The organism is Sorangium sp. So ce726, assembly GCF_051521405.1.
In the GTDB taxonomy this organism is placed as follows: domain Bacteria; phylum Myxococcota_A; class Polyangia; order Polyangiales; family Polyangiaceae; genus Sorangium.
In genome coordinates this window covers 6823023-6849321 of sequence record NZ_CP150349.1, presented here as the reverse complement: position 1 = coordinate 6849321, position 26299 = coordinate 6823023, and the positions used below count along the sequence as shown (strand labels likewise).

The following is a 26299-nucleotide window of genomic DNA, read 5'->3' as shown; positions in this document are numbered from 1 at the left end:
GCCGCGCGGCTCACGCCTTGCGCGCGGCGGCGATCCAGAACCCGCCGAGCTGCGCGAGCGGCGTGTCGCACAGCGCCCACTCCGCCCGGTGCAGGAGGCGCCCGAGGCCCGGCACGCGCATCGCGGCCGCGAACGGCGTCACGATGCGCACCCCGCGCGAGGCGACGACGCGCACGCCGTCCGGCATCAGGGCAGTGGCGGCGCTCGGCGCGTCGAAGCGCGTGAACACGGCGCTCTCCCGGGTCGTGTTGCTGATGGCGCCCGCCGGGCCGAGCCGCTTCACGAGCCCGCGAAGGCTGTAGGGGTTGTAGAACTCGGCGATCACGTGCCCGCCGGGCCTCACCACGCGCGCCATCTCCGCCAGCGCGCGACGGACGTCCTCCACGTGGGCGAGCACCTTGAACGAGCACGCGACGTCGAAGCTCCCGTCCGCGAACGGCAGGTCGGTCGCGCTCCCCTCCACGACGTCGAGCCCGCGCTCCCGGGCGCGCTCGAGCATGCCGGGCGAGAGATCGACCCCGCGCGCCGCGCGCGCGAACGCGCCGATCCGCGCGAGCAGGAGCCCGGTCCCACACCCCACCTCGAGCACGTCGCGGCCCTCGCCGAAGCGGCGCACGAAGTCGACCTCGAGCGCGTCGACGAGGTCGTGGTAGCCCCCGGGATCACGCCCTCCGCGCCGGGCTTCGTAGCGCGCTGAGAACTCGTCGTAGTACGCCCGCGTCGCGCGCAGGTGCTCGTCCGTGCCGACCTCTACCGTCTGGGCTCGCATGGGCCCGCTATAGTACTCCGCGCCGCGCGCTGCCCGCGCTCCTTGCGCTCCTTGCGCTGGCCCGCGCCGGGCCGCATCTCTCCCTGCGAGGTGACCCATGAAACCCGGCGACCATCCCGATTTCTTCCGCTTCGCGCCGCCCCCAGGGACCTCCCGCGAGAGCTCGATCCGGCTCGATCGTGAGGGCCGCTTCTGGCACGACGGCGCCCGGGTCGACCATCCGGCGATCGAGCGCGGGCTCCGGTCCTGGATCGGGCGGCACCCGGACGACGGCCGGCCGATCCTCACGAACGGCTACGACTGGTGTTACTTCCAGGCCGACGATGCGCCGCTCTTCGTCGACGCGCTCCGGATCGGCGAGGGCGGCGCGGTCTCGCTGCTCCTGTTCGACGGCACGGAGGAGCCGCTCGATCCGGCGACGCTCTCCCTCGGCGAGGACGGCGTCGTGTACGCGCGCGCCCGGAGCGGCGCGCTCGAGGCGCGCTTCTCGCGGCACGCGCAGACGCAGCTCGCCCCGCTGCTCGTCGAGGCCGAGCCGCCCACGCTCTGCGTCGGCGGGCGCGAGGTCACGCTGCCCCCGCGGGCCGCGCGCTAGCCCCGCGCGCAGGAGATCCAGAGGGGGATCGCTGTCGCGCGGGGCCGAGGCGGCCGCGCTCGGCTCAGTACCGGTACTGCCAGAGCAGGTCGAGCATCCCCGAGGTCGTCTGGCGCGCGTCGACGCCCACCGTGCCGCGGAGCGTCCAGTGCTCGCTGAAGCGCCAGTCGACGGTGACCTCGGTCCGCGTGCCGCGCTCGCTCGCCGTTCCGCCAGGGGTCGGCCCGCTCGATCCCGTCGCGGCGCTCTGCTGCGCGCCTTCCTGGAAGGTGGCCAGCGCCGTCAGGTTGTCGCTTAGCCGGTAAACCACGCTCGTCCGCAGCGTGCCCTCCGAGGTCGTCCCGAACCGCGTCGTCAGCCCGCGCAGCGGCGCGATGCCGCTCAGCAGCGCGTTGAACTGCGCCGACGCGATCTCGCTGCCGAGCGACGCCGCGACGCCGCCGGCCGCGAGGCCCGCGGGCGTCTCGGCGCCCGCGGCCTGCGCGCCCTCCGAGAAATCGGCGCCGAACAGGAGCCGCGCGAGGATGTCCTGCTGCGAACTCGGCGGGCTCGAGGTGAAGCGCAGCGTCCTGTCGGTGATGGGCCGGAGGTTGCCGTTGAAGGCGACGTGGATGCGCGTGCCGTCGGGGGCGTCCCAGTGCGCGGTGACGTTCAGGTGCGGGTTCGACGCCTCCTCATCGCGCAGGCGCACGCGCCCGCCCTCGATCTCGAACGCCTTGCCGTAGATCTCGAGCTCGCCCCGCGTGATCACGATGCCGCCCGACACCCGCGTGTCCTCTCCGATCACGACGCGCGGCGGCGCGTCCTCGGCGCTCTGCAGGCGCAGCCTTAGCCCCGCGCCGCTGACGAACGCGTCGCGCACATCGAACGTCGCGGAGTAGCGGAGCGCGTCCGCCGCGCGCCGCTGCTTCTCCGGCCCGAGCGGCTGCGAGACGGAGATGTCGGGGTTGTCACCGAGCGGCTGGACGTCGCGGCTGCTCGTCGCCGGGAGCGAGACGCGGAGCGTGGGGACCGTCGCGTACAGGGCGAGCTCGCCCGGCTTCTTCTCCGCGATGAACGACAGCGCCCCGGAGGCGGTCCCGAGCGGCACCCCCTCGAGCGTGAGCGGGAGGGCCTGGTCCTCGGCGATGGTCAGCGCCCCGGCGCCGTCGCGCAGCGCGAGCCCGGCGAGCCGGAACAGGGCCCAGCCCTGCGCCATCCCGGTCGTGCCCGCCGCGCGGAAGCCCTCGATCCGGAGGACGCCGCCCTCGGCCGTGATGCGGGCGGCCACGTCGCGCAGCTCCTGCCCGAGCTCCGGGATGTGCACGACGCCGTCCCTGACCTCCAGCTGGGCGCGGAGGTTCCCGTCGGCGTCGGATGGGCCGCCGAGCTCGATGCGGAGGTCGCCGTCCAGCGTCCCGTCGACCTTGCTCAGCAGCCCGCCGACCAGCGGCTGGAGCGCCGCGAGCCGGAAGCGCTCCGCGGAGATGGCGAGGTCCGTGCGCTCGCCGTCGAGGACCGGGATGAACCCGTCGCGGAAGCGCACGCTGGCGAAGGCGTTCGCGCGGAGCTTGCCGCCGCGCCGGCCCTCGAGGGCGAGCTCGGTGACGCGGAGGTGCCCGCGCCCGGCCTCGCGCATCGGATCGATCCGCAGCGCGAGCACGCCGCGCTCGAAGGCAAGGTCGCTCCCGAGCGTGACGCCCGGCACCGTGAGGCGCGCCTTGAGCGACGGCGCGATGTTGAGGCCGCGCATCTCGATCTCGCCGCTCACGCGCCCGGCGATGCCGCTGTCGGCGAGCAGGGGGATCTCGCCGAGCGGGACCTCGCGCAGCGTCGCGCGGAAGGAGCCCGTCCACGCCGGGGGCGGAGGCGCGCCTTTGAGCGCGCGCGCCGGGACGTCCGCGAGCAGGCGTTCGAGCGGCGCGAGCACCTCGGCGCTCACGGTCGCGATCTCGGCCGCGCCGCGCGTGACGTGCGCGTCCAGCGTGGCCTTCTCGCTGTCGTACGTGAGCCACGCGTCGAGGTCGGTGGGGAACAGGAGATCCGTCGCGCTCGAGGCGCCCGGCGGCGCATAGGTGAAGCCCCACCAGAGGGTGCGCGCCGTCAGGAACGGACGCTCGATCGTGCCGCTGGCGTACGCGTCGATCCGCACCTCGCCGGCGAGCGGCGGGAGCGCCTCGCGCACGAACGAGGGCAGCGTGGCGAGCTGGTCCATCCCGCGCCGCGGGATGGAGGCGTGCGCGGCGATGGGCGAGCGCAGGAGCGACGACCACCGGTCTGCGGCGGGCCCCGTGAGCGCCTCGAGATCGAGCTCGATCGCGCCGGAGACATCGGCGAGCAGCCCGCCGTCGTACAGGGTCAGCGCGGCGTCCGCCCTGCCGGTCGCGCCGCTGAACGAGCCCTTGAGCTGCGCGTCGACGAAGCGCGACTCCCAGGCCGGGCGCTCGGCGCCCAGCCGATGAGGCCCGGCGAGCGCGAGGCCGTGCGTCCGTACGAGCACGTCGTGCAGCGAAGGCAACGGCTCGCCGGCCGCGCGCGACACCCCGAAGCGGGTCGTGAGCGTGCCGCGCACCTCGCTCACGATGTGCCCGATCGGCATGAGCTGCGCGAGGCAGCCGAGGTCCCAGTCGTCCGCGGCGACCTCGGCCTTCCCGACCAGGGTGGTCCAGGTCTCCGCGCGCAGGAGGGGCCCTTCCAGCGTGCCCTCGGCGCCGGACACGCGCACGCTCGCGAGGGTGCCTGCGCACCGCGGCAGGGCGTCGTTCCACGCGCCGTTCGGCGGCTGCCCGCCGTTCCCGTTCGGTTGCGGCGATTTCGCGTCGATGCGCACGGACCCGTCGGCCTTGACCTGGTCGCGCTCGAAGGTCGCCGTGAGCTGCGCCGAGATGCCGGACAGGAACGCGACCTCGCCCCCCGTAAGGCCGAGCCGCACGTGGCCCGAGCGCCCGGTCGCGCGGTCCCGATCGAGCGCGACGTCGACCTCCGCGCGCCCGCGCACGCGGACCGGGATCCCGAGCATCCGGGCCACGCGGCCGACGTCGATGCCATCGCCCCGGAGTCGCCCGGTCACGTCATCGCCCCGCACCGCGAGCCGGCCCTTCAGCGAGCCGAGCTCGGCCGAGGAGAGATCGAGCCCCTCGACGGCGAGCCCGCCGGCCGAGGAGGTGATCGCCGTGATCTTCCCCGCGACCGCGGCGCCGTCGCGCTTCAGCTGGAGCTCGACGTCGCGGAGGGCGAGGGGAGTGGAGCTCAGCCGCGCGGAGGCGCTCAGGGAGTCGTCGCCGTCGGTGAGCGTCGCGCGGAGCTTCGGCGAGGCGAGCGGGCCGGAGATCTGCGCGGTGACCTCGTCGAGCGTGTGGCCGCCGGCGAGCGCCTCTTTCCCGGTGAGGGAGGCGTCGATCGAGAGCGCGTCGATCGGCCCGGAGACCCGCCCCGCGACGCGCGCGCTGGCGAGCGCGACGTCCTGGCCGACGCGGAGCCCGGCGAACGCGCCTTCGACGCGCGCGTCGAGCGCTCCCTCGCGCAGGCTCCCCTCGACGCGCACGCGGCCGGCGCCGTTGACGGGCCCGGCGAGGCGTGGGGCCGCGGCGATCGCCGGGATGTCGGCCGTCGCCGCGAAGTGAAGGCCCTGGCCGCCCGGCAGGAAGGAGACGGTGGCGTCGATCGGCGCGCCCGGCTCGTGGAGGTGCACGCGCGCGTGGAGCTCGCCGCGGTCGAGCACGAGGTGGACGTCCGCCGCCGGCACGCGCTCCCCGAGCAGCGCTGTGGGCTCGGTCCGCGCCTCGACGGAGAGCCGGAGCAGGTCCCCGAGCTCGACGTGCACCCGGCCGTCCGCGGTGATCAAGGGCGCCGGCTCGGAGCCGCGCTCCAGCGCGGGCTTCGCCGCGGCAGCGCGGAGCCGGCCGGGCGCAACGCGGGGCAGGGCGGGCGCGGCGTGGGTCAGGGAGGGTACGGCGCGGGGCAGGGCAGGCGCAGCCGGGGCGGGCGCCGCGCCGGCCGGGGCGGGCACCGCGCCCGTTTGCGCCGGCGCCGCGCCGGCCGGGACGGGCGCTGCTTCGGGCGAGAGGCGCACGCCGAAGAGCCGCAGATCGATGTCGCGCGCCTGGACCTCCGCGTCGAGCCGCACGGGCCCCGTCACGTCGAGCCGCCCTGTGAGGGCAAGGCCGCCGCCCGCCGGACCGGCAGCGTCCGCCGAGGCCGAGGCCACCACGTCGAGCTGAGGGAGATGGCCGTTCACGGCCACGCGCGCGGAGATCGGCTCGGTGAGCGGGTGGTCCGGGAGGAGGCTCCGCAGCTGCTCCGGCGTGGCGCGCGGGACGCTCGCTTGCGCCTCGAGGTGCTCCTCGTCGAGCACGGCCCGCGCGGTGACCTCGACGTCGGCGAGCCGACCGGCGAAGCTGCTCCACATCCGGACCTTGTCCCCGGCGCGGAGGTGGTAGTTCGCCGTGCCCGCCGTCCTGGCCGGCAGGAACGCGCGATCCACGAGGCCTGTCTGATCGACGTCGACCGCGACGCCCTCGGGCCCGACGTGCACCGACCCGAAGAGCCGGCTGACATCGGCGTCGAGCGCGCGCGGCGGCGCGGCCTGCCCGTGGACCCACCCGCGCCCGATCTCGATGTGCGAGAGGGCGACGACGACGTCGCGCGGAGGCCCCTCGGACCTGGACGAGGGCGGAGTTCGCGGCGGCAGCGGCGTGAACGTGTCGCCGAGGGTGACGCCCCCCGCGCCGTTGTCCTGGACCAGCACGTCGGCCTGCTCGACCCGGATGTACGGGACCTCGATGCGGAGCGCGCCCGCGCCGAAGAGCGCGCCGCGGAGCATCGGGAGCACGTCGGCGCGCGCCTCGAGGCCGCTCGCCCGGATCACCTTGTTTCCCTGCGGATCGAGCGCGACCGCGGATCGGATCCGCACGCCGCTCAGGCTGAGCGCGTCGATCTCGTCAGCGACGATCCGCCCCTGGAACAGCGAGCCGAGGAGCCGGTTCGTGGCGTCGCGGGCCACGCGGCGCGCGGCGGGCGTGTCGAGGTGGAGCGCGACGCCGACGGCCGCGGCGCCCGCGAACGTCAGCGTGAGCCCGAGCGCCGCCGCGACGGCGGACGCAGCGCGGCGCACGCGTCCCGGCGCGCGCGGAGGCGAGGAGCGCCGCACCTCGGGTGCGGGGTCGGGCGTCACGGCGGGTAGCTTAGTACGCACGGGGCGCGGCGACCGTGCTGGCGCGCGGCGCGACGGCAGGCGGCGGAGGAAAGCCGCGCCGCCGGGTCGAGCTCCGCGGGGGCGCGCCCGAGCCGGATCCACGCGCGCCGCAGGGAGGCCCTCGCCAGAGCCCCACGACCTGCGACACGCCGCCACGGTGTGCGCCGGAGGCGCGCCGGGGCGGAGCGGTCAGCCGGCGAGCCGCTCGAGCTCCACGAAGAGCGTGCCGAGCTCCGGCTTCGATCGGAGCGGCGCGCAGAAGCGGCTGGCGAGGTGGAGCAGCTCGGCGTCGAGCTGATCGACCCTCCGCCCGATCTCGGCGATGCGCTCCTGGGACTCCCGGCGCCGCGCCTCGAGCTGCCTGTCGAGCTCTTCGAGGCGCTCGCGCAGCTTCTTGATCTGCGCGTCCACCTCGGCCACCTCGTGCTCGCGGGCGATCGCCTCGCTCTCTGCCTCGTAGTCCGCCTTGCGCGACGCGTACCAGCCCTCGACGAGCTCGGCCAGCTTGCGGTAGCTGGCGGCGAGCTCGAGGTAGGGCTCGGCGAACCCGCACCGGCCCTCCCAGCGCACGGCCTCCTTGTGCGCGACCAGCACCTCGGGGACGAACGCCTGCGTCGCGGCGTTGAGCGGCGCCACCCTGGCGCGGAAGGACCGGGCCTCGTCGCGCGTGAGCGAGGCGTCGACCGTGAGCGCATCCATCGCCCGCCCGATCTGCATCCGGCCGTCCCGCCACTCCTCGGCGACGCCCTCGAGGCGCCGCTGCTCGTCGAGGGCCCTCGAGCGGAGGTCGGCGTGCTCCCGCACGACGCCGCGCAGCGCCTCGATCTGCCGCTGGATGTCCACCGGCGCCGACGCGCCGAACGCGCGGGCCGTCATCCGCTCGAACAGCTCGAGCCGGCTGACCCAGGGATCGCGCCCGGCGCCCCTCGAACGCACCGCCGAGTCGCGCGGCATCGCCTCCGGCGGCGGGGGGAGCGCGATCCGGCTCGCGGCCGCGATCTCCTCGAGCTCCGCGAGCACGCGGTACGCGTCGACGGGGCGCTCGGAGGGCTCCTTCGCCATCAGGGCGCTGACGAGGCGGTCGAGCGCGTCCGGCATCTCCGGGGCGAGCTCCTTGAGGTGCGGCGGCTGCTCGTTCATGTGCTTCAGGATCCAGCTCGCCGGATCCGGCGCGTCGAACGGCAGACGCTGCGTGATCATCTCGAACATGATGACCCCGAGCGAGTAGAGGTCCGCCGGGGGGCCCGCGTCGATCGTCGTGCTGCGCTCTGGCGCCATGTACTGCGGTGTGCCGAAGATCTCGCCGAGGTTCGTGAGACGCGCGTCCTGCGCGCAGCGGGCGATGCCGAAGTCGAGGAGCTTCACCCAGTCGCCCTTCAGCAGGAACACGTTCTCCGGCTTGAGATCGCGGTGAACGACGTCGAAGTCGTGCGCTCGGCCGAGGGCGCGCGCCATCTGCACCCAGATGGGCAGCGCCCGGGCGAGCGGCACCCGGCTGCGCTCCACCACGTCGGCGAGGCTCGTCCCCTGGAGCAGCTCCATCACGAGGAAGGGCAGCCCGTCGTCGGTGTCGCCCTGATCGAAGATCTCGATGATGTTGGGGTGCGCGAGCCGCTGCGCGTGCCGTGCCTCGCGCCGGAAGCGCTCCCGCGTCGTCGTGTCCTGCGCGAACTCGCGGTTCAGGATCTTGATGGCGCACGGGGTGCCGATCAGCTTGTTGTACGCCCTGTAGACCGTGGCCATCCCGCCGATCCCGAGGCCCTGTTCGATGACGTAGCGACCCGCGATCGATGTCCCGATGCGGGGATCCTTCTCGGAGACGAGCGACGAGCCGTCGATGAAGCAGAAGGCGCTGTCGGCCGGGTAACGCTGATGGCACTGCGGGCAGGTCTTCATAGCGGGCACGTCGGCTGCAAGGCTACACTCTACGGGGGGCCGCTCTCGAGGGTCAACGCTCGGCGCGCGCCTCGGCGCTTTGTCGAGTCGCGGTGTGCTGCGCTGCCTTGCGCTGCGTGATTCCGCGTAGCCCGGTGTCTCCTCGCGTGGCCCCGCGTCCTCCCACGTGGCTCACGCGTCTCCTCGCAGCCCGCGGTCTGCCCTCACGTGGTCTCACGTCTCCTCGCGTCTCCCCGCGTCTCCCCGCGTCTCCCCGCGTCTCCCCGCGTCTCCCCGCGTCTCCCCGCGTCTCCCCGCGTGATTCCAGCGCGGTTTCCACGTGATTGCCGACAGGGCGGCGCGCGCCCGCGGGGCTCTCCGCGATATGTTCTCGTGACGTCATGGACGAGGCTCCCTTGCGCGCGGTGGTGATCGGCTCTGGCGTCGGCGGCGCTGCCGCGGCGCTCCTCCTTGCGCACGCCGGCATCCCGACCCTGCTCGTCGAGAAGGAGCGCCGCCTGGGCGGCTCCTCTGCCGCTTACGAGAGGGACGGCTTCCGTGTCGACACAGCCACGCACATGCTCGGCTGTGGCGAGCAAGGCCCGCTCGGCGACGTGCTCCGCCGCGTGGGCCAGGGCGACGCGATCACCTTCCGGCAGAGCGACGAGCCGGCGGCGCTCTGCTTCGCAGGCGCCCGCGCCGGGGCCGCGCGCGCTCGCCGCGTCGTCCTGCAGGCCGATCTCCTCCGGCTCGCCGGGACCGCCCTGGATCTCGCGCGCGGCCTCGACCTCACGCCGCTGGAGGCCGCGGGCGCCGCGCGTCTCTTCGCGCACGCGGCGGCGATGCGCGACGTCGATCTGGCCGCGTGCGACGACGTGACGGCCGAGGCGTACGTGGCCGGCTTCATCCCGCGCGCCGCGGCCGCCGCTCGGCTCGGCGGGCTGCTTGGCCTGCCGCTGCTGCTGCCAGGAACCGAGGCGTCGGCGGGCGAGGCGCTGTTCTCCTTGCGCCGGCTCGCCCGCGCCGGCCGGCAGCGTTATCCCGAGGGCGGCGCGTCGCGGATCCCGGAAGTCTTCTGCCGCCTGGCCCGGGAGCTCGGCGCTGCCGTGTGGACGGGCGCGACCGTGCGCCGCGTGGTGGTGCGCGATCGTCGCGTGCAGGGCGTCGAGCTCGAGGACGGAACGGCGCTCCCCGCGCGCATCGTGGTGAGCGCGGCCGGGCTCCTGCGCACGGTGTCGGGCCTCGTTGGCGAGCCGCACTTTCCCGAGGCCTACGTTGCGCGCGTCCGTGCGATCGCGCCCCAGCCGAGGCCGGTCGAGGTCAAGATCGGGCTGCGCAGGCGGCTCGTCCCGGCGGGCGCGCTCGCCGGTCTCGCCGGCGGCGCCGGCGCCGCCGCGCTCCCGTTCTACTGCCTCGCTCCGACGCGCTTCGACCCGTCGCTCGCGCCGCCCGGGCATGAGCTCCTCTGCGCGTGCGCCGTACCGGGTGGGAGCGGCGGCGCCTCGCGCGGCGGATCCGGCGCGACGGTTGACGAGCTTCTGCGCGCGCTGTCGGTCGCGGTGCCCGGCGTGCTCTCGCAGGCGATCTTCGTCGACAGATCGCCCGCGGACGGAGGCGGAGAGGCGTGCGCCGCAGGCGGCGCGCTCGCGTCGGGGACAGCGCAGACGCCTGGCCAGGTCGGCCGCGCGCGGCCGGCGGTGTACACGCCCGTGCGGGGGCTATACCTCGCAGGGCGCGCGGCCGGCGGGCGCGGCGCGGGGATGGATCTCGCCGCCTCGAGCGCGATGGAGTGCGTCGACCGCATCCTCGTCGATCTCGGCCGCGATCTCGGCGCGCCCGCGCCTCCCGCGCTGGTCGCCATCGCCGGCGATCTGCTCGGGCGCGCCGCGGGCTCTACCGTCTCGTGGCTCACGCGCCCCCGCTAGAGCGGCGGTCACCCGCTTCGGATACGGGCCCATCTCGACGTTTTCGGTGCTCAGCGCACCGGAGTGCGCTTGCGCGCCGAAAACGCCGATCTGGGCCCGTCTCCTGTGCGGGAGACCGCCGCTCTGCTGCGGCTCTGCTCTGGATGGTGCAGAGGTGGGCAGGAACCGCTCTGGCCGGCGGTTCAGCGCGTGGTCGTGGTGCCCCGGTTGCCCCGCGCGAGCGCGTCGAGCGGCAGCTTCTGATCCTCGAACACGGCATCGAGCTCCTCGCTGCCCCGCTCTCGCACGCCGGAGCGCGGCGACAGCTCGGGGCGCACCGAGGACGCCGGGGCCATCCGCGCCGATAGGGGCCCCATCGTCTTGATCGACGGCGGGGGCTCGGCGCTCGAGAGCATGCCGGGCGGGACGGACCGCACGGAGGGGGGCGAGTTCGCCATCGTGCGCAAGGACGGCGGGCTCGGCAGGCTGCGCGTGGAGGAGGGCGGCCCTGCTTGCCCGCTCGACGGCGTCGGCGTGGGCCGCCGCGCCGCAGGGCCCCCCGGCAGAGGGCGCGACGAGGGGACCGGCGGCGCGCTCGGCTGCGCGCGCGTCGACGGAGGCGGACCCGACAGGAGCTGTGAGCGCATCGACGGGGGCGGGCTCGACAGGGGCTCGGGCCGCGACGACGGGGGCAGGCTCGACAGACGGCCGCTCGCGGCGCTCTCCGCGTACGCATGCGCGGGGCTCGACAGCGGGCGCGCAGAGGGCGGCGGTGCCGATTGCGACACGCCCGGCGCGTACGCGCTCGGCTGCGTGCGCGCCAGCGGCGGCGCCGAGGGCACCGACGGCGGGGAGCGAAACGACGGCGGCGCGCTCGACGGGGGCACCGGCGTGAACGTGTGGCTCGCGAGGGGCGCCCGGGCCGACGGCGGGGCGGCGGAGCGCGCCGAGGGCGGCGGCAGCGTGCTCTGGCTCGTTGACGACTCGCGGACCCGCGGCGCGAGGCGGGGATCCGAGCCCGCCCGCTGCGGTGCGCGCGAGTCTGCGCTCGAGGCCGCCTTGTGGCCGAAGGTCTCGCTGCGCTGCGCCCCGATCATCGTGTAGCGCCCGCTGGCCTCGTCGCGCCGAGCCATGTCGCGCTGCGCGTTCATCTCACGCGTCTCGCGCAGCGCGCCGTTCAGCATCGCCTCGAGCTCTCGCTCGCTGACCTCCTCATCGAGCCGCAGCAGCGTCGAGTGGACGTCCCGGGCGAGCGCCTCGAAATCGGCCGGATCCCTTGCGTAGATGCTGTTGGACAGGAGGATCGCGAGCGGCCGCCGCTCGGCGGCGATCGTCGCGGCGGTGGCCGCGTCGCACCGGTGCAGGAGCACCCCGCAGCCCGGCGCCACCGCGAGGCACAGGCTGAAAAGCGCCGGCCACGCGGGATCAAGGACCACAAGAATGCTGGGCACATGAAGCGGGGTGGCGGTGATCTGCGCGCGGCGGTCCATGGCAGCCCGAGGATAAACGAAACTGCCGGAGCGATCGTAGTTCTCTTTCTCTGAATCGGTCATTTTTACTCTGCTTGTGCGTTCTGCGATGAGGCCAGAGGCGTCGATCTCCTACAGCTCGATTGCGTGTGCGCCATTCATTGCGGCGTCGCGTCATCACGTGGTCGCGTCGTCGCGTCATGGCGTCACGGCGTCGTCGTCGTGACATCGACCTTTCGGCTCCCGCGTCCACGCGTCCAACCGGGGCGACGGGCTCCTGCACCGAGCCGGGCGCGAGCGCTGCGCGCCCCCCGCCGGGATGAGCGGCGGAGGGCGCGCGGCGTTGCAATCTCGGTGTTGCGGTGGGCGTCGTGGGCTCGGTGGACGCCGGGAGACGACGTGGTGCGATGTCTGCGCGGCGCCGCCCCGCCCGGCGGCGCCGCGATCACAGCCCGGTATAGATGGTGGCGAAGGAGGCCGCCTCACCGCGAAGAAGCAGGCTGAGCCGCGGGTTCGGCACCTTGAAGGTGTGAATCTTGGCGTTCCGTACGTCGAGCACCGCGAAGGCGCCGCCCGGCGTGCTCTCCGCGAGCCCGTTCATGAGCAGGTTCAGCACGACGGAGACGCGCTTGGACGACAGAGGCTCCCCGCGGAAATACATCTTGATGACATGCGGCGTCCCATCGATGAGGAGCCCGAGCTCCGGGTTGACGTTGATCTCGAGATCGCCGAGGCGGTACGTCGACGCCGGCGGCTCGAACCACGTCATCTTCGTCGAGGCGAGGAACTTGCGATATCCGTTCACCACCGACGGATAGATGCGACGGCGCCGCTCGTCGTGCTGCGCGGCGAGGAAGCCGTCGAGCACGCTGGTGGGCTTTCCGCTCCTGTGCATGTCGACGATCGCCTCTCGCACCTGCCTGTAAAAGTCCGTGTGGAGCTCGTCCTTCCGCTCCTTGAACTCCCTGACGCCCGTCAGCTTGGGCGTCCCGGCCTTGAGAACGAAGTCGACAAAGTACGTGAGCGAGATCTTTTCCATGAAGTCTCCTCCAAAACGAAGCATTCCGGCGCGCCATTTACACGCTCGTGCGAGAGACACGCCGTCGCGCCGCGTCCTTGATGTCTACCATGGATAGTCATCTTCGACCCGTCGGGAAAGGGATCGATCGGACGGACATTGTCCCAACCTGTCAGGGGCGGACGGCGGCGCCTGCGGTCAGAAAAATCATTGTAATTACGTGTATTTATGTGTTTCGTCGGGCGCCGGTTCGATCTGCGGCGCGGGCCTCCGCTAGGCTGTGCGAATGGCCATGACGACAAGACGCGCGCGCGGCGAAGGTAATCGACAGAATCCAGCTGTTGTCCAGGGGATGTCCTGTGGAGAACGCCTGTGGAGAACTGGAGAGGAGGGGGCGTTATCGAGGCGTCGACCTGGTCGGACATGGTCTGTCCTAACCGCGTCCTCTTTGGCGCTTGACGCTGCTCGCTGGTGGGGGATCGCGCCGGACGCTGCCCCTTGCGCAGGCGGATCGGCGGAGGGGCGTTGGCCCGGCGGGGTGCGTCGATGATGATGGACGTCAGGCCCGAGCGCGCGGGGGATGAAGCGGGGATCCGCGCCGTTCACCTCGCGGCGTTTCCCTCCGCGCTCGAGGCGGATCTCGTGGACAGGCTGCGGGACGCGGGGCGCGCGGCCGTCTCGCTGGTCGCGGAGGCGGACACCGGCATCGTAGGACACGTCCTGTTCAGCCCCGTGACGATCGCCGGCGACGGCGTCCGCGGCAAAGGCCTCGGCCTCGCGCCGCTCGCGGTCTCGCCTGGGCTTTCGGGCCGCGGCATCGGCTCTGCGCTGGCGCGACGGGGGATCGCGGCGTGCAGGGACGCCGGCTTCGCGTTCGCCGTCGTCCTCGGATCGCCTGAGTACTACGCTCGGTTCGGTTTCAAGGAGGCCAGCCTGTACGGCCTCGGCAACGAGTACGCGGCGGACGAGGCGTTCATGGCGATCGAGCTCGCGCAGGGGGCGCTCGAGCGCGCTCAAGGCGTGGTCATCTACAGCCCCGAGTTCGGCGTCTTCACGACCTGAGCCCGAGTCCGGCGTCTTCACGACCTGAGCTCGCGTCCTCTCCGCCAGATCGCCCGGCCCGTCCCAACGGTGGCCCCACCCCGCGCGCCCGGCGCCGACCAGGTGACGATCGGGCTTGCTAACATACATTCGAGAATGTATACGAAGTGGGTGCGACGGACGAAGGAGGAAGCAGCGGCGACCCGCGAGCAGATCCTCGACGCGGCGCTGCGCGTCTTCAGCCGCAAGGGATACTCGGCGGCGACGCTGCAGGACGTCGCGGCGGAAGCCGCGTTGACGCGGGGCGCGGTCTACTGGCACTTCAAGGGCAAGGTGGAGCTCTACTCGGCGCTGATCGGCGAGCGCTTCGCCAAGGCGAACGAGGTCTTCGCCGAGGCGCTCTCGCCCCGGTACGCGCCGCTCGAGTCGATCGAGCGCCTGCTCACGCGATCGCTCGAGTACCTCGAGGAAGATCCGGAGTACCGCGCGGTCCTCTCGATCACGCTGTTCAAGACCGAGCTCACGCCCGAGCTAGAACCGGGATTCCAGCAGAAGATCGCGAACGCGCGCCGCCTCGTCGACATGGTCGCCGACCTCGTGCGAAAGGGCATCGCGGCCGGCCAGATCGACCGCGCCACCGACCCGAGGGCCGCGGCCCTCGCGGCCGTCAGCCTCGTGCACGGAGCGACCGCGCTGCACCTCATGGACCCGACGGCGCTGGAGTCGAGGGCCGTCGTGCGCCGCATGGTCGCGACGTTCCTGCGCGGGCTCCGGCGCTGAGGGCGTTTTTTTAGGTCGATTTACATACATTCATGAATGTTTGCTGGAGGTGAGGTCATGTTCCTCAGGGAGTACTGGTATGTTGCCTGTGCGTCCTCGCAGCTCGGGGATGCCCCCCGCGCGGTCCGGGTCCTCGATCGGGACATCGTTGTATTTCGCGGAGACGGCCGCCGTCCCCGCGCGCTCGCGGATCGCTGCTGCCACCGCGGCGTCAAGCTGTCTCTCGGGCGCGTGACCCGGGGAGAGCTGGCGTGCGGATACCACGGCTGGAGGTATGGCGGCGGCGGCGAGTGCGTGCACATCCCGTCGCTCGCGGGGGGCAGGCGCATCCCCGAGAGGTGCGGTGTCCCCGCGTTCCCGTGCGCGGAGCTGGATGGGTATGTATGGGTCTGGCTTGGCGAGGGCCACGGCGGAGCGCCGCCGCCCGCGCCGGGCATCGACGGCTTCGCGGCGCACCGCTGGGATCAGGGCTCGGTGGAGCTCGGGTGCTCCTCCATCAAAGGCCTGGAGAACAACCTCGACTGGTGTCATCCAGCGTTTGCGCACCCGTGGACCCACTGGCAGTTCTACACAGCGCTCTTCCGCGGCCTGCGCGAGGAGCTCCTCGAGCTGCGGCCGACGCTCGACGGGATGACGCTGCGCGGGCCGGTCCGCGAGGACGGCGGCGCGACCGGGCAGCGGTCGCTGCAGACGCTGCTCTCGTTCAAGCTCCCCGACCGCGTCGAGGTGCGCTCGCTGGGAGGGCCCTCGCGCCGGATCGTCCTGCACTTCGTCCCGACCGCGCCCGATCGGTGCCGCCTGGAGTGGATGAGCGCGAGGGCATTGCCCTTCGGGGCGCGCGTGCGCTTTCGCCAGGAAGAGCCGGCGATCCTCCGGCAAGACCGGCTCCTCCTGGAGAGCGCGGAGCTCGCCTGCGCGGAACAGGGGGCCCTCCGCGAGCATCACGTCGAGTCGGACGCGCCAGCGCTGCTCCTGCGCCGCATCCTCGAGTCGGCGGCGCGCGGCGAATGGGAGCAGCGGCGGGCGAGCCTGCCGGAGCGGCGGGTGATCCGCGTGACGGCGTGACGTCGCGTCCGCGCAGGCTCCAGGCTGCGCGGCGCTGTGTGCGAGAGCTGGCGGGGGCCGGCTCAGGGGGCGCGGCCGTCTTGCGGCGCCGCGCGGCGGATGGGAAGCGTCCGGCTCAGGGGGGCGCTGTCGCCGCGCGCCACGCGGCGGCCGCGTCGAGGCCGTGCTCGCCGAAGCGAGGCACGTAGTCCCGCTCCACGGCGCGCTCGAGGATGTCGCCGTACCGAGCGGGCGGCATCAGGCCCCAGGCGCGGTCGTCGTCGGAGATCGCCGCGCGCCTCGCGCCGCCAGGGGGCATGTAGCTCCTGCGTAGCCGCGTGAACATGGCGTGGAGCTCGCGCTCGACCAGCTGCCGCACGGCCGGCGCGCACGGCAGATCGAGCAGGTAACGGAGCAGCGTCCAGCCGAAGTCGCGGTGCCGCACCTCGTCGCGCAGGATGCGGTCGAGCGCCCGGCGCGCGACAGGCACGGTGCACCCCTCGCGGAGCACCTTGAAGAGCGGGACCGCGACCGTCTCTCCCAGGCAGAACACCTCCACGCCCGCCCGGGCGACGGCCATCTCGAGCGGCTCGTCTCCGCTGCTCCTGAGCCCGAGCGTCTCGCGGCGGAGCGCCGGCAAGGCGCCGCCGCCCGCGCGGGCGTGGACGCGATGGCTGAGGCGCGCGTGCGCGAGCTCGTCCTTGACGATCCGGAGGCCGTCGTCGATGAGATCCGGCGACGCGCCCATCTGGATCAGCCAGAGCGTGAGGTGCTGCGTGATCGCCGCCGAGCGGTACTCGGCCTCGACGCGCCGCCCCCACTCGGCGCGCACCGCGTCGCTCGCGGGAGGGAGGGGGGCGCGCTGCCCGCGCGGCGCCTCCGCGTCAGCGTCGCTGTCCTGCTCTGCATCGGAGGCGTCCGTCATGGGATCACGGTAGGCGGGGAGTCCGGGGGCGGCAAGACGGCTGGCGGGCGCTCACCGCCCCCGAGGCGCTCATGGCGACGTGCTGGGGCGCCCGCCAGGCGGCGCGCACACCTTGATGGTCGAGCCGCACGCGTCACAGGCCTGCTTGTAACAGGGGTTGATGACGACCTCCTGGCAGAGCGTCCCGCCCGGGCACGCCTCGTTGACCTCGCAACCCTGGCTCGGGAAGCAGCCCGCCTCGGCCAGCACGGGGGTACTCGAGGCGTCGCCGCAGCCTGGCGTGAGCCAGCGGCACGTCGGCCCGAGGTTGGTGCACGCGTCCTCGGTGGCGGCGTTGAGACAGACTTCGGGGGGCGGCGGGTTGCAGAAGATCTCGTGTGCCTGCCAGCGCCAGGTGCCCTTCTCCTCGACGCATACGGCCTCGGTCGGCATCGGGCCGCAGCCGGTCATCATCTCGTAGGGGCAGGTCCCGCTCGCTGCTGTGCAGGGATCCCCGTCGGTCGGCATCACCTCGGGGCACACCGGCGCCGGCGGGTTGCAGGCCGGCGAGATCGGCTCGGACCACGTGCCGTCGTCACCGCAGCTCACCACTGCAGGGCAACCGGTGTCGTCGTAGTTGCAGGTCGTCCCGGGCTCCGCGCAGGCGCTGCCGGCCTTCGGCACCTCCACGGGGCACTCCGGCGGCGGCGGGTTGCAGGCCGGCGAGATCGGCTCGGACCACGTGCCGTCGTCACCGCAGCTCACCACTGCAGGGCAACCGGTGTCGTCGTAGTTGCAGGTCGTCCCGGGCTCCGCGCAGGCGCTGCCGGCCTTCGGCACCTCCACGGGGCACTCCGGCGGCGGCGGGTTGCAGGTCGCTGTGGGCTCCTGCTCCCACACCCCGCCCGAACACGTGAAGTCGATGGGGTTGCCGCACCCGTCATCGCCGTAGCCGCACGAGAGGTCGTCCCCCTCGCAGGCCGAGCCGACCGCCGGCGCCGACTCGGGACAGCTGCCGCTCGTCACCGTGGGATCGCACCCCGGCAAGACCACCGCGCCCGTGAACGAGGCCGCCGCGGCGATGGTCATGATGAACGGCGCCTTCAGCACCTTTCGCTTCTTCTGCATGGGCATGGTTCAATGGGTCCTTTCTTTGGCACAGGTTGGCGCAGGGTTACGTCCTCGCGCGCTCCAAGGCTGGGTCGAGCAAGCGAGGTGCCAGGGCGATCCATGGCGGACCCGGGAGCGACGTTTGTCAGCAAGAAAGGAAAATGACGCTATGGGTGTGTCTTCCCGCTGCGTTCGTGGGCACTCGAGGGCGTTCTCCCGCGCGGGCCCATGAGCCGGCTCAGCGGCAGGCGCTGATCTGCACGTCGTCGATGTTCCAGCCCGACATGGGCGCGCCGCCGAAGGCGATGACGGCGCTGTAGCCGAACCGCACCCGCAGGTTCGAGCTCTTGTAGGGCGTCAGATCGTAGGTGACGCGCTTCCATCCGGACTCGGTGACATCGTCGTGCGGAGACTCGTAGACGATCCGCCAGCGCGATCCGTCGAAGATCTCGACGCGGGCCTTGTTGCGGTAGGTCGTGTTCAGCCATCGCCAGAACGACAGCGTGACTCGCCCGCTCACGAGCGCGTCGACGGCGGGGCTCGTCAGGTAGCGCTGCGGGTGCGGCGCGGTGACGCTCGGGCTGCCGCCGAGGACCACGCCCGCCACGCCGTTGTCGCCGGCCTCGGTGTGATCGCTCGCCGGATCGGGGAACCCCGCGCGCTGGTCGCTCGACGTCCTCGCAGGCCCGATCTCCCACCCCGCCGCGAGGCTCCACCGGGTCGCCTTGTCCGCGAAGGCCTCCGTGAAGAGGACCCGCGCGGAGCACGGCGCGCTCGGGTCGACGTTCCCGGGGGCGCCGCGGAACGCCGTCGGAGAGGCCGCCGCCCAGTCCAGCGCCAGAGACCCGTCCCCCTCCGCGAGCCATGGCGCGTCCGCCGGGCCGGGCGTGCACGCGGCCGCGGCGAGGCCGCACAGGACAGCGGCCCGCCCAATCCACGTCTTCATGATCGCTCCTACGAACGTTCAATGCCGGAGGCGCAGACACCCTTCCGCAGGGCCGTCGCGCGGCACCGAGAGCACGTGTTTGTAGGCCCGAACCAGGGCGGCGGATAGCCCACGTGAGCGGCGCCAGATGCGGTGAGATCGGCGTCGCGCCCTCCGGCGACAGCCGAGCTCCCGCGTCGCCCCGCCGAGCTCGATCGCGCGGTCATCGCGACGCGCGACGGCGCCGCGCGCCCATCGCGACGCCGGCGAGACCCCGTCGCCGCGCGGCGGCGGCCCGCTACGGACCGCGCCGGCGGGCGCGCTCGCGCGATGGACGGATCATCGGGATGCGGCCGTCATCGGGGCGCGGCCGTGGCCCTGGGCAGCGCGGATGGCGGGAGCGGCCTGCGCGAGATCGCCTCGCGGCTCGTCACGTCGCTGAGCATCAGCGTGAGCAAGAGGCCGAGCAGGAGCGCCGCCACGATCATCGGGAGCGCGTTCGCGAAGCGTTGCTCGATGAGGTGCATGAAGAAGAGCAGCACGAGCACCGTCTTCGCCGTGGCGATGAGCAGCGCCGCGACGACATCGGCCTGGCCCAGGTGGGCCAGCGAGAGGAGGTACGACGCCAGCGTGAGCCCCATCAAAAGGAGCCAGACGATCACGTAGGTCCGCGAGGAGAGGTGCTTGACGGTCATGGGCGCAACGTCCCGTTAGCGGTGCATCAGGTAGAGCATCGGCCAGAGGAATATCCAGATCACGTCGACGAGGTGCCAGTAGAGCCCGCCGAGCTCGACGTGCGTCTCGTTGCCCGCGCCGTACCGGCGCCGGAAGCACCCCCACGCGAGCCAGCCGAGGACCACGAGCCCCGCGGTCACGTGGATCGCGTGGAGCCCGGTCGTCAGGTAATAGAGCGTGAAGAACATCTTCGCGCCGGCATACGGGAGCTCCTCGAAGCGGTAGCCGGCGCCGGGGAAGATCCCCTCGTGGAAGTGCGCCGCGTACTCGACGCCCTTCAGCACGAGGAAGGCGACGCCGAGCGCGATCGCGCCGAGCAGGAGGCGGCCGGCCCTCGCCGGCCGGTCGAGGCGCACGGCGTAGACGCTCAGCGCGACGAGCAGGCTGCTCGTCAGGAGGATCCCTGTGTTGGCCGTCCCGATGACGGCGTTGTTGTGCTCGATGCCAGCGGTGAACTCGGGGCCGAAGACCGCGCGGTAGGCGGCGTACAGGCCGAAGAGCCCGCCGAAGAGCAGGACCTCGCTGGCGAGGAAGATCCACATGCCGAAGTGCGCGGCGTGGGTCTGCTTCTCGAGGTCCTCGAACTGCATGGCCAGCCGCGCCGGGGCGAGCGGCTCAGCGGGCGGGTGAGACTCGGGCATGGGCCTCCTCGTCGGTCAGGTGGTAATCGTACGGGCCGCGATCGACGACCGGTGTCACGGGGAAGTTGTGCTCCGGCGGGATGGGTGGCGTCATCCACTCGTAGCTCCGGGACCTCCATGGATTGGCGGTCGCGCGCGGCCCCCATCGCAGGGCGATAAGGAGGTTCACCAGCGTGAGCAGGAGCGCGCCGGTGAGCAGGAAGGCCCCCCCGGTCGAGAGCACGTTGAGCCACTGGTACTGCTCCGGGTAGCTGTAATAGCGGCGCGGCATCCCGGCGTTGCCCGCCAGGAACTGGGGGAGGAACGTCAGGATGAACCCAAGGAACACCCCGAACGACGTGAGCAGCCCCATCGACTCGGAGTAGGTGCGGCCGAACATCTTGGGGAACCAGTAGTGCGCCGCCGCGAGGAACGCGGTGAGCGTGCCGCCCACCATGATGAAATGGAAGTGGGCGACGACGAAGTACGTGTCGTGCCAGTGGACGTCGAGCGACTGCGTGGCCACGGCGACGCCCGTCATGCCCCCGAAGACGAAGAGGAACAGGAACCAGAAGAAATAGAGCATCGGGGTGTTGAACTGGATGGCCCCCTTGTGCAGCGTCGCCACCCAGGTGAACACCTTGATGGCGGAGAAGATCGCGACGAACATCGAGAGCGCGCCGAAGATCCCGGCGTCGAGCTCGCTGATCCCGGCCACGAACATGTGGTGCCCCCACCCCGTGAACCCGATGAACGCGATGCCGAGCGACGAGAGGGCGATCGCCCAGTAGGACGCCGGCTGCCGCTGCGCGAAGGTGCAGACCACCTCGCTGATGACCCCGAGCGCCGGGAGCACCATGATGTAAACGGCCGGGTGGGAGTAGAACCAGAACAGGTGCTGGAACAGCACGGGGTCTCCGCCCAGCGTCGGGTCGAAGACGCCGAAATGGTAGATGTGGTCCAGCCCGACGAGCAGGATCGTCAATCCGAGGACGGGCGTCGCGAGCAGCATGATGATGCTCGTGCTGTAGATGGCCCACACGAAGAGCGGCACTCGCCCCCAGCCGATCCCGCGGGCGCGCATCGTGTGCGTCGTGGCGATGAAGTTCACCGCCGTCATGATCGACGAGGCGCCGAGGATGAAGATGCCGATCACGACCGGCAGGACGCCCGCGGGCGTGGTCGTGCTGTACGGCGGGTAGAACGTCCAGCCGGTGTCGGCGCCCCCGGCGATCGTCGCCGCCAGCGTGATGACGGCGCCGAACGCATAGACGTAGAGGCTCGCCAGGTTGAGGCGCGGGAAGGCGAGATCCTTGGCGCCGATCATGAGCGGGAGGGCGAAATTCCCGAAGATGTTCGGGATCGACGGGATCATGAAGAGCCACACCATGACCACGCCGTGGAGCGTGAACATGCGGTTGTAGGTCGCCGCGCTGATCACGGTGGGCCCGGGGGTCAGGAGCTCGGTCCGGAGGACCAGCGCGAAGGCGCCGCCGAGCATGAGCATCGGCACGATCAGCGCATAGAACATGAGCCCGATGCGCTTGTGATCGGTCGTGAGCAGCCACGAGCGCACCCCGGAGCCGGCTCGGAGATAGTCAGCGTCGTGCGCGCCGTGGAGTGGCGCGGTCCCCTCGATCTCGTGGGCCATCATGGCGTCACCCCCTCCGGTGCCGCAGCGCCGGTCTCGCCGACCCCGCCGTCCCACGGCACGACGGCGCCGTGCGGCACGTCGCGGATCGATTTCATGAGCTCGATGATCGCCGCGACGTCGGGCGGCGTGATCTGCCCCCGGAAAGACGGCATGACCGGCGTGAACCCGCGGTGCACCGCGGCGAGCGGATCCATGATCGACTCCGTGATGTAGGCCTCGTCGGCGATGCGCTCGCCGCCGCCGTCGAGCGGCACGACCGAGCGGTAGAGCCCGGCCCAGGTCGGGCCGACGTGCTGTGTTCCGTCGAGGGTGTGGCAGCGGAGGCAGCCGTGCTTCGCGGCGGCGTGCTCGCCGCGGCTCGGCATCGTCGGCTCCGCCTCGGCGAGCTCGTTCTCCGCCTCGGCGGCGGCCTCCTGCGCGAACGCCGGGGCGCTCGCCGCCCCGCCCGCGAGCCAGCGCTCGTAGTCGGACGGGTCGAGCGCGATCACCTGGCCGCGCATCTCCGAGTGGCTCGTGCCGCAGAACTCCGCGCAGAGGATGGGGTAGGCGCCCGGCTCGGTCGCCTCGAACCAGGCCGTGGTGTACCGGCCCGGGAGGACATCCTGCTTGATGCGGAACGCGGGCACGTAGAAGCTGTGGATGACGTCGCGCGACGTCATGATGAGCCGGACCGGCCTGTGCGCGGGGACATAGAGCACCGAGATCTCGCTGTCTCCCCCCGGATAGCCGAACTTCCACATCCACTGCTTGGCCGTGACATAGACGTCGAGCGCGTCCTCAGGCGGCGTGCGCAGGTCGACGAACTGGCGCGTGCCGATGGTCCAGAACGTGAGGAACACGAAGCCCAGGCCGAAGAGCGATATCGTCTCGAGGAAGAGCGCGGGCCGCGCGAAGGCCCCGGGGTGCGGCCGAGGTGTGTCCTCCAGCCGGCGGCGATAGCGGATAAGGAAATACCCGCCGATGAGCGTGATGAGGGCGGCGCCGCCCATCGTCACCAGGATGACGAAGTAGTGCAGCCCGTCGATCTCGCGGGCGAGCGAGGAGCGCTGCTCGGGCAGGAAGAGCAGCTGGCGCAGGAGCTCGTTCATCGCGCGCGCCTCTCTCCCCTGCGCCGCCGCCCTTGCCAGCCGAAGAAGGCGATCACCGCGGCGGTCCACGCCAGGATGGCGGCCCCGCCGAGCCGCAGGAAGCCGGCCACATACGGGCCGTAGCGGCGGCTCGCGGGGTCGTAGCGATAACACGTCATGAGGACGCGCTCGAGGGGGGTGCCGATCTGCCCGCGGCTCGCCTCGAGGAGCGCGAGGCGGAGATCGAGGGGGGGAAACTCGATGCCATAGAGGACCCGTGAGATGCGGCCGTTCGGCGTGAGGACGAAGATGGCGGCGGGGTGCGCGTATTGCTCGGTCTGCGGGTCGTACCCGAACCGGAAGCCGAGATCGCCCGCGAGCGCGCGGATCTCGGGCAGCGCGCCGGTCAGGAAGGGCCAGGTCTCCGGCGTCGGCGCGCCGGCCATGCCCAGGGCCGACAGCGCGGATGTCCTCTTGCGCGCCGCGGACGCCGGGGTGTCCCGCGGATCGAAGCTCACCGTGAGCGCGCGGTAGTGCTCTCCCAGCCGGTAATCGAGCTTCGCCATGCCGGCGACCAGGCCGCGCAGCACGAGGCCGCAGAGCGTCGGGCAGCGGTAATAGGCGAGGACGAGGACGACTGGCCTCTTCCCGTCGAAGTGCTCGGCGAGCGGGGCGCGCCGCCCGTCCATGTCGGTGAACGGGAGCGTCGTGTCGATGGCGTTCCCGAGGCGCTCGTCGATGTCGGACTCGCGCGCCGCGGGCGGGAGCGACGGCGGGTCCGCGGCGGCCGCGAGCGGCGCGCGCATGAGCGCGAGCGCGACGAGCGCCGTGGTGGACAGGTGTTGCATCCTCATCAGCGGCTCTCCTCCACGATGAGATTCATCGCGTCCTCGATCGGGATCTGCACGAGCCCGCGGTCGCGGTCGGCCCAGCCGAAGCGGCCGAGCTCCTCGCGCTTCCGGTGATTCAGCGTCTCGCCGACGCCCTCCTCGCCCATGGCCTGGCGCCGGAAGATCCGCTGATCCACGCCGGCCGCCTCGCCGCGCGGCAGGGCGATCTCCCGGGCGCGCGCGTCGCTCGTTCCCGCTGGTCCGAGCTCCGCGCTCTTTCCTGAGGGGCGGAGCTCCGCCTCGCGCCCGTGCAGGAGCATCCAGGACCAGAGGCCCAGGACGGCGAAGATCACGACGACGGCGAACGCGACGGCGAGGATCGTCTTCCAGGGGACGACATCCTCTTCCTGGCGCACGTCGGGACGGCGGTAGTGGGACGTCATATGCTCTCGTAGCGGAGCGCGGCCGGCAGCGCCGGGTCGTTGACGGGGACGAGCGGACTGCCGCGCACCCGCAGCGCGGCGAACGCGACGCACGGGCCGATCACGGCGAGGAGCGCCGCGATGTCGAGCCAGTGGAACGGCGCGCGAGCGCCCGGGACCTCGGGCACGACGAGCCAGTGCATGTCGAGGTAGTGCGCGACGAAGATCCAGGCGGCGACGGCCGACAGCCAGGCTGGGCGCCGCTTGATCCCGTAGTTGAGCAGGATCGCGAAGGGGATCACGAACCGCGCGACGACGAGGATGAGGGACGCGATCGCCCACGGGCCGTGGGCGCGGAGCACGTAGAACTCCGCCTCTTCGGGCTTGTTCGCGATCCATATCAGCATGAACTGGAAGAACGCGGCGTAGGCCCAGAAGATGGTGAACGCGAGGAGCAGCCGGCCGAGCGCGTAGTAGTGCGACGCGCTCAGCCCGGGCAGGAGCCCGGCGCGCTCGGCGGCGAACGCCAGCACCGTCAGCAGCGCTATCGCGGCGACGAAGCCGCCGGCGAACACATAGACGGGGAACATCGTCGACACCCACGTCGGCGCGAGCGACATGAGCCAGTCGAAGGCCGCGAACGAGAGCGTGAGCCCGACGAGCGGGAGGCCGACGACGCTGATCACGCGGAGGCGGTGGCTGTCCGCGAGCGCCGGGGTCGCGTCGCCCTGGATCGAGCCGCGCCGGAGCAGGGCGCCGAAGATGAGCCACACCGTGAAATAGATCCCCGTCCTCACGAGGAAGAAGGGGAGGTTCAGGTAAGGCGTCTTGTGGAGCACGATGGCTCGAACGTGCTCGTCGCCGATCGACTCGGGGTGGAGCCACTCCCCGTAGAGCGCGCCGAGGCCGAACAGGAGCGGGACGAACAGCACGCAGAGGAGCGGCAGCGCTCCGACGATCGCCTCCGCGAGGCGGCGGACGGCCACAGGCCATGTCGCGCCCATGGCGTGGCAGATCATGAGAAAGAGGAGCGCCCCGACCGCCGTGGTCACGGCGAAGGCGTAGGCCGCGAGGTACGCGTAGAAGAGCCGCTCCCTGTCCACGAACGCCCCGACGACGAGGAGCAGGGTGCCGAGGAGCGCGAGGCCGAGGGAGCGCGTCACGATCGCGCGGCCGCCTCGGAAGACGGGAAATCGCCGGTTCACGGGAGCTCCTTCAGGGCGCGCTCGCGGAGGGGTGGGGGGAGCGCGTCGAGCGCCGTGCCGCGGCTCTTCCCGAGTGCCTTCACATAGGCCACGATCGCCCAGCGCTCCCTGAGCGCGACGTGCGGCGCGTACGAGCGCATGAGCCCGTAGCCCTCGACGATGACCTGGTAGATTCGTCCGGGCGGGAACGCCTGGACGCGCGGGTCGACGAGCGACGGCGGGCGCCGCAGCGTCATGTTGCGCGCGACCTCCGACTCGCCATCTCCGGCGACCCCGTGGCAGGCAGCGCAGAAGATCTCGTAGCGCTCCTTTCCGCGCCGGAGCAGCTCGATCGTCACCGGGACCGGGACGCGCGCCACGTACGCTCCGTCCGCGATCCCGCGGGTGAGCCCGGGGTCGCCGAGCACGCGGTCGGTCGGTACGGTGCCCTCGGGCGGGCGGCGCATGGCCGAGCCGTCGTCGAAGAGCTGTGTCTCCTGGTAGGCCGTGTACCGCCGCTGGCGGAGCATGCGCTCGAGATCCAGGAGGTCGATCTCGCCGGGCTCGGCGTCGGGCGAGGTCACCGGGGTGCACGAGAGGCAGAGCGCCGCGGCCAGGCAGGAGAGCGAGAGAGGCCGTCCGCGCGTCATGAGCGCTCCTTTCCAGCCCAGGCGACGGTCATGGCGCCGAGATCGGTGAGATCGCGCTCGGTGATGGGGCTGAGGAGCGCCGGATCGCGGGCGTCGATGCCGATCCAGAACCGATCGATGGAGGCGCGCTCGAACCCGGGCACGTCGAACACCGGGTGCCAGAGCTCGGGCAGCCGCGAGAGGACGAGCAGGATGACGAACCCGGAGAGGGCCGCCGAGAGCACCATCATCTCGAAGGTGATCGGGATGAACGCAGGGGCCGCGTGCCCCGGCCGCCCACCCACGTTGAGCGGGTAGGCGTAGGCGTTGCAATACCACTGGACCAGGTAGCCTCCCGCGGTGCCCGCGAGCGCGAAGGGCAGGACCATCCAGTTGAGCGGCGAGCGGCGGAACCCGAGCGCCTGCTCAAGGCCGTGGATCGGATACGGCGTGAACGCGTCGAGGCGACGGTATCCGCGGCTCCTGAGCTCCGCGATCGCCCGGAGCATCGCCTCGGGCGTCTCGAACTCGGCGAGCAGACCTCTCCTCAT

The 26299-nt window shown here is 72.3% G+C and carries 24 protein-coding genes; 7 read left to right on the top strand and 17 right to left on the bottom strand.

Annotated elements, in window-relative coordinates; all coding sequences use genetic code 11:
* Positions 1 to 10: 10 nt before the first annotated feature.
* Entirely contained in the window at positions 11 to 769 is a 759-nt protein-coding gene (locus WME79_RS25520) for a class I SAM-dependent methyltransferase (protein WP_437519898.1), read from the bottom strand.
* Positions 770 to 866: 97 nt separating this feature from the next.
* Here WME79_RS25520 and WME79_RS25515 point away from each other — a divergent pair, with 97 nt between their 5' ends.
* A complete protein-coding gene (locus WME79_RS25515; RefSeq protein WP_437519896.1) occupies positions 867 to 1364 on the top strand; it encodes a hypothetical protein in 498 nt (165 codons plus the stop codon).
* A 64-nt stretch (positions 1365 to 1428) separates the two neighbouring features.
* Here WME79_RS25515 and WME79_RS25510 read toward each other — a convergent pair whose 3' ends face one another.
* Positions 1429 to 6516: a translocation/assembly module TamB domain-containing protein gene (locus tag WME79_RS25510; protein ID WP_437519894.1), complete on the bottom strand. Its 5088-nt coding sequence runs from the start codon at positions 6514 to 6516 to the stop codon at positions 1429 to 1431.
* Positions 6517 to 6726: 210 nt separating this feature from the next.
* On the bottom strand, positions 6727 to 8433 hold the full coding sequence (locus WME79_RS25505; protein ID WP_437519892.1) for a protein kinase domain-containing protein: 1707 nt from the start codon (positions 8431 to 8433) through the stop codon (positions 6727 to 6729).
* Between the two features lie 380 nt (positions 8434 to 8813).
* On the opposite strand from WME79_RS25505, the gene WME79_RS25500 reads away from it, so the two are divergent.
* The gene (locus tag WME79_RS25500) at positions 8814 to 10337 is read left to right on the top strand and encodes an FAD-dependent oxidoreductase (RefSeq protein ID WP_437519890.1); all 1524 of its coding nucleotides are present in this window, start codon (positions 8814 to 8816) and stop codon (positions 10335 to 10337) included.
* A gap of 182 nt (positions 10338 to 10519) precedes the next feature.
* Here the strand turns inward: WME79_RS25500 and WME79_RS25495 are convergent, their stop codons facing one another.
* Positions 10520 to 10693, bottom strand: a complete 174-nt coding sequence (locus WME79_RS25495) for a hypothetical protein (protein WP_437519889.1) — start codon at positions 10691 to 10693, stop codon at positions 10520 to 10522.
* Positions 10694 to 10697: 4 nt separating this feature from the next.
* On the opposite strand from WME79_RS25495, the gene WME79_RS25490 reads away from it, so the two are divergent.
* On the top strand, positions 10698 to 11420 hold the full coding sequence (locus WME79_RS25490) for a hypothetical protein (RefSeq protein ID WP_437519887.1): 723 nt from the start codon (positions 10698 to 10700) through the stop codon (positions 11418 to 11420).
* Positions 11378 to 11860 (top strand): hypothetical protein, encoded by a 483-nt coding sequence (locus tag WME79_RS25485; RefSeq protein WP_437519885.1) that lies wholly within the window; start codon positions 11378 to 11380, stop codon positions 11858 to 11860. The genes WME79_RS25490 and WME79_RS25485 overlap by 43 nt, the downstream gene beginning before the upstream one ends.
* A 370-nt stretch (positions 11861 to 12230) precedes the next feature.
* Here the strand turns inward: WME79_RS25485 and WME79_RS25480 are convergent, their stop codons facing one another.
* Entirely contained in the window at positions 12231 to 12824 is a 594-nt protein-coding gene (locus WME79_RS25480) for a hypothetical protein (RefSeq protein WP_437475705.1), read from the bottom strand.
* 525 nt (positions 12825 to 13349) lie between these two features.
* On the opposite strand from WME79_RS25480, the gene WME79_RS25475 reads away from it, so the two are divergent.
* From WME79_RS25475 to WME79_RS25465, 3 genes are all read left to right on the top strand, one after another.
* Positions 13350 to 13865, top strand: a complete 516-nt coding sequence (locus WME79_RS25475) for a GNAT family N-acetyltransferase (RefSeq protein WP_437519883.1) — start codon at positions 13350 to 13352, stop codon at positions 13863 to 13865.
* Positions 13866 to 14000: 135 nt separating this feature from the next.
* A complete protein-coding gene (locus tag WME79_RS25470; RefSeq protein WP_437519881.1) occupies positions 14001 to 14624 on the top strand; it encodes a TetR family transcriptional regulator in 624 nt (207 codons plus the stop codon).
* A gap of 57 nt (positions 14625 to 14681) precedes the next feature.
* The gene (locus tag WME79_RS25465) at positions 14682 to 15689 is read left to right on the top strand and encodes a Rieske 2Fe-2S domain-containing protein (RefSeq protein WP_437519879.1); all 1008 of its coding nucleotides are present in this window, start codon (positions 14682 to 14684) and stop codon (positions 15687 to 15689) included.
* Positions 15690 to 15804: 115 nt separating this feature from the next.
* Here the strand turns inward: WME79_RS25465 and WME79_RS25460 are convergent, their stop codons facing one another.
* The 12 genes from WME79_RS25460 to WME79_RS25405 form a co-directional block, all read right to left on the bottom strand.
* The gene (locus tag WME79_RS25460) at positions 15805 to 16593 is read right to left on the bottom strand and encodes a ferritin-like domain-containing protein (protein ID WP_437519877.1); all 789 of its coding nucleotides are present in this window, start codon (positions 16591 to 16593) and stop codon (positions 15805 to 15807) included.
* A 69-nt stretch (positions 16594 to 16662) separates the two neighbouring features.
* Entirely contained in the window at positions 16663 to 17700 is a 1038-nt protein-coding gene (locus WME79_RS25455) for a hypothetical protein (RefSeq protein ID WP_437519875.1), read from the bottom strand.
* A 220-nt stretch (positions 17701 to 17920) separates the two neighbouring features.
* Positions 17921 to 18628, bottom strand: a complete 708-nt coding sequence (locus WME79_RS25450; RefSeq protein ID WP_437519873.1) for a hypothetical protein — start codon at positions 18626 to 18628, stop codon at positions 17921 to 17923.
* A 335-nt stretch (positions 18629 to 18963) separates the two neighbouring features.
* Positions 18964 to 19302: a cytochrome C oxidase subunit IV family protein gene (locus tag WME79_RS25445; protein ID WP_437519871.1), complete on the bottom strand. Its 339-nt coding sequence runs from the start codon at positions 19300 to 19302 to the stop codon at positions 18964 to 18966.
* A gap of 15 nt (positions 19303 to 19317) precedes the next feature.
* The gene (locus tag WME79_RS25440) at positions 19318 to 19983 is read right to left on the bottom strand and encodes a cytochrome c oxidase subunit 3 family protein (protein ID WP_437519869.1); all 666 of its coding nucleotides are present in this window, start codon (positions 19981 to 19983) and stop codon (positions 19318 to 19320) included.
* The gene (locus WME79_RS25435) at positions 19958 to 21616 is read right to left on the bottom strand and encodes a cytochrome c oxidase subunit I (RefSeq protein ID WP_437519867.1); all 1659 of its coding nucleotides are present in this window, start codon (positions 21614 to 21616) and stop codon (positions 19958 to 19960) included. Before WME79_RS25435 ends, WME79_RS25440 begins: the two co-directional genes overlap by 26 nt.
* A complete protein-coding gene (gene coxB / locus WME79_RS25430) occupies positions 21613 to 22704 on the bottom strand; it encodes a cytochrome c oxidase subunit II (protein WP_437519865.1) in 1092 nt (363 codons plus the stop codon). The genes WME79_RS25435 and coxB overlap by 4 nt, the downstream gene beginning before the upstream one ends.
* Positions 22701 to 23537 (bottom strand): SCO family protein, encoded by an 837-nt coding sequence (locus tag WME79_RS25425; RefSeq protein ID WP_437519863.1) that lies wholly within the window; start codon positions 23535 to 23537, stop codon positions 22701 to 22703. The genes coxB and WME79_RS25425 overlap by 4 nt, the downstream gene beginning before the upstream one ends.
* On the bottom strand, positions 23537 to 23956 hold the full coding sequence (locus WME79_RS25420; RefSeq protein WP_437519861.1) for a hypothetical protein: 420 nt from the start codon (positions 23954 to 23956) through the stop codon (positions 23537 to 23539). The genes WME79_RS25425 and WME79_RS25420 overlap by 1 nt, the downstream gene beginning before the upstream one ends.
* Positions 23953 to 25140 (bottom strand): hypothetical protein, encoded by a 1188-nt coding sequence (locus WME79_RS25415; protein WP_437519859.1) that lies wholly within the window; start codon positions 25138 to 25140, stop codon positions 23953 to 23955. The genes WME79_RS25420 and WME79_RS25415 overlap by 4 nt, the downstream gene beginning before the upstream one ends.
* Positions 25137 to 25769, bottom strand: coding sequence for a c-type cytochrome (locus WME79_RS25410; RefSeq protein WP_437519857.1), 633 nt, complete (start codon positions 25767 to 25769; stop codon positions 25137 to 25139). The genes WME79_RS25415 and WME79_RS25410 overlap by 4 nt, the downstream gene beginning before the upstream one ends.
* A complete protein-coding gene (locus WME79_RS25405; RefSeq protein ID WP_437519855.1) occupies positions 25766 to 26299 on the bottom strand; it encodes a DUF3341 domain-containing protein in 534 nt (177 codons plus the stop codon). Before WME79_RS25405 ends, WME79_RS25410 begins: the two co-directional genes overlap by 4 nt.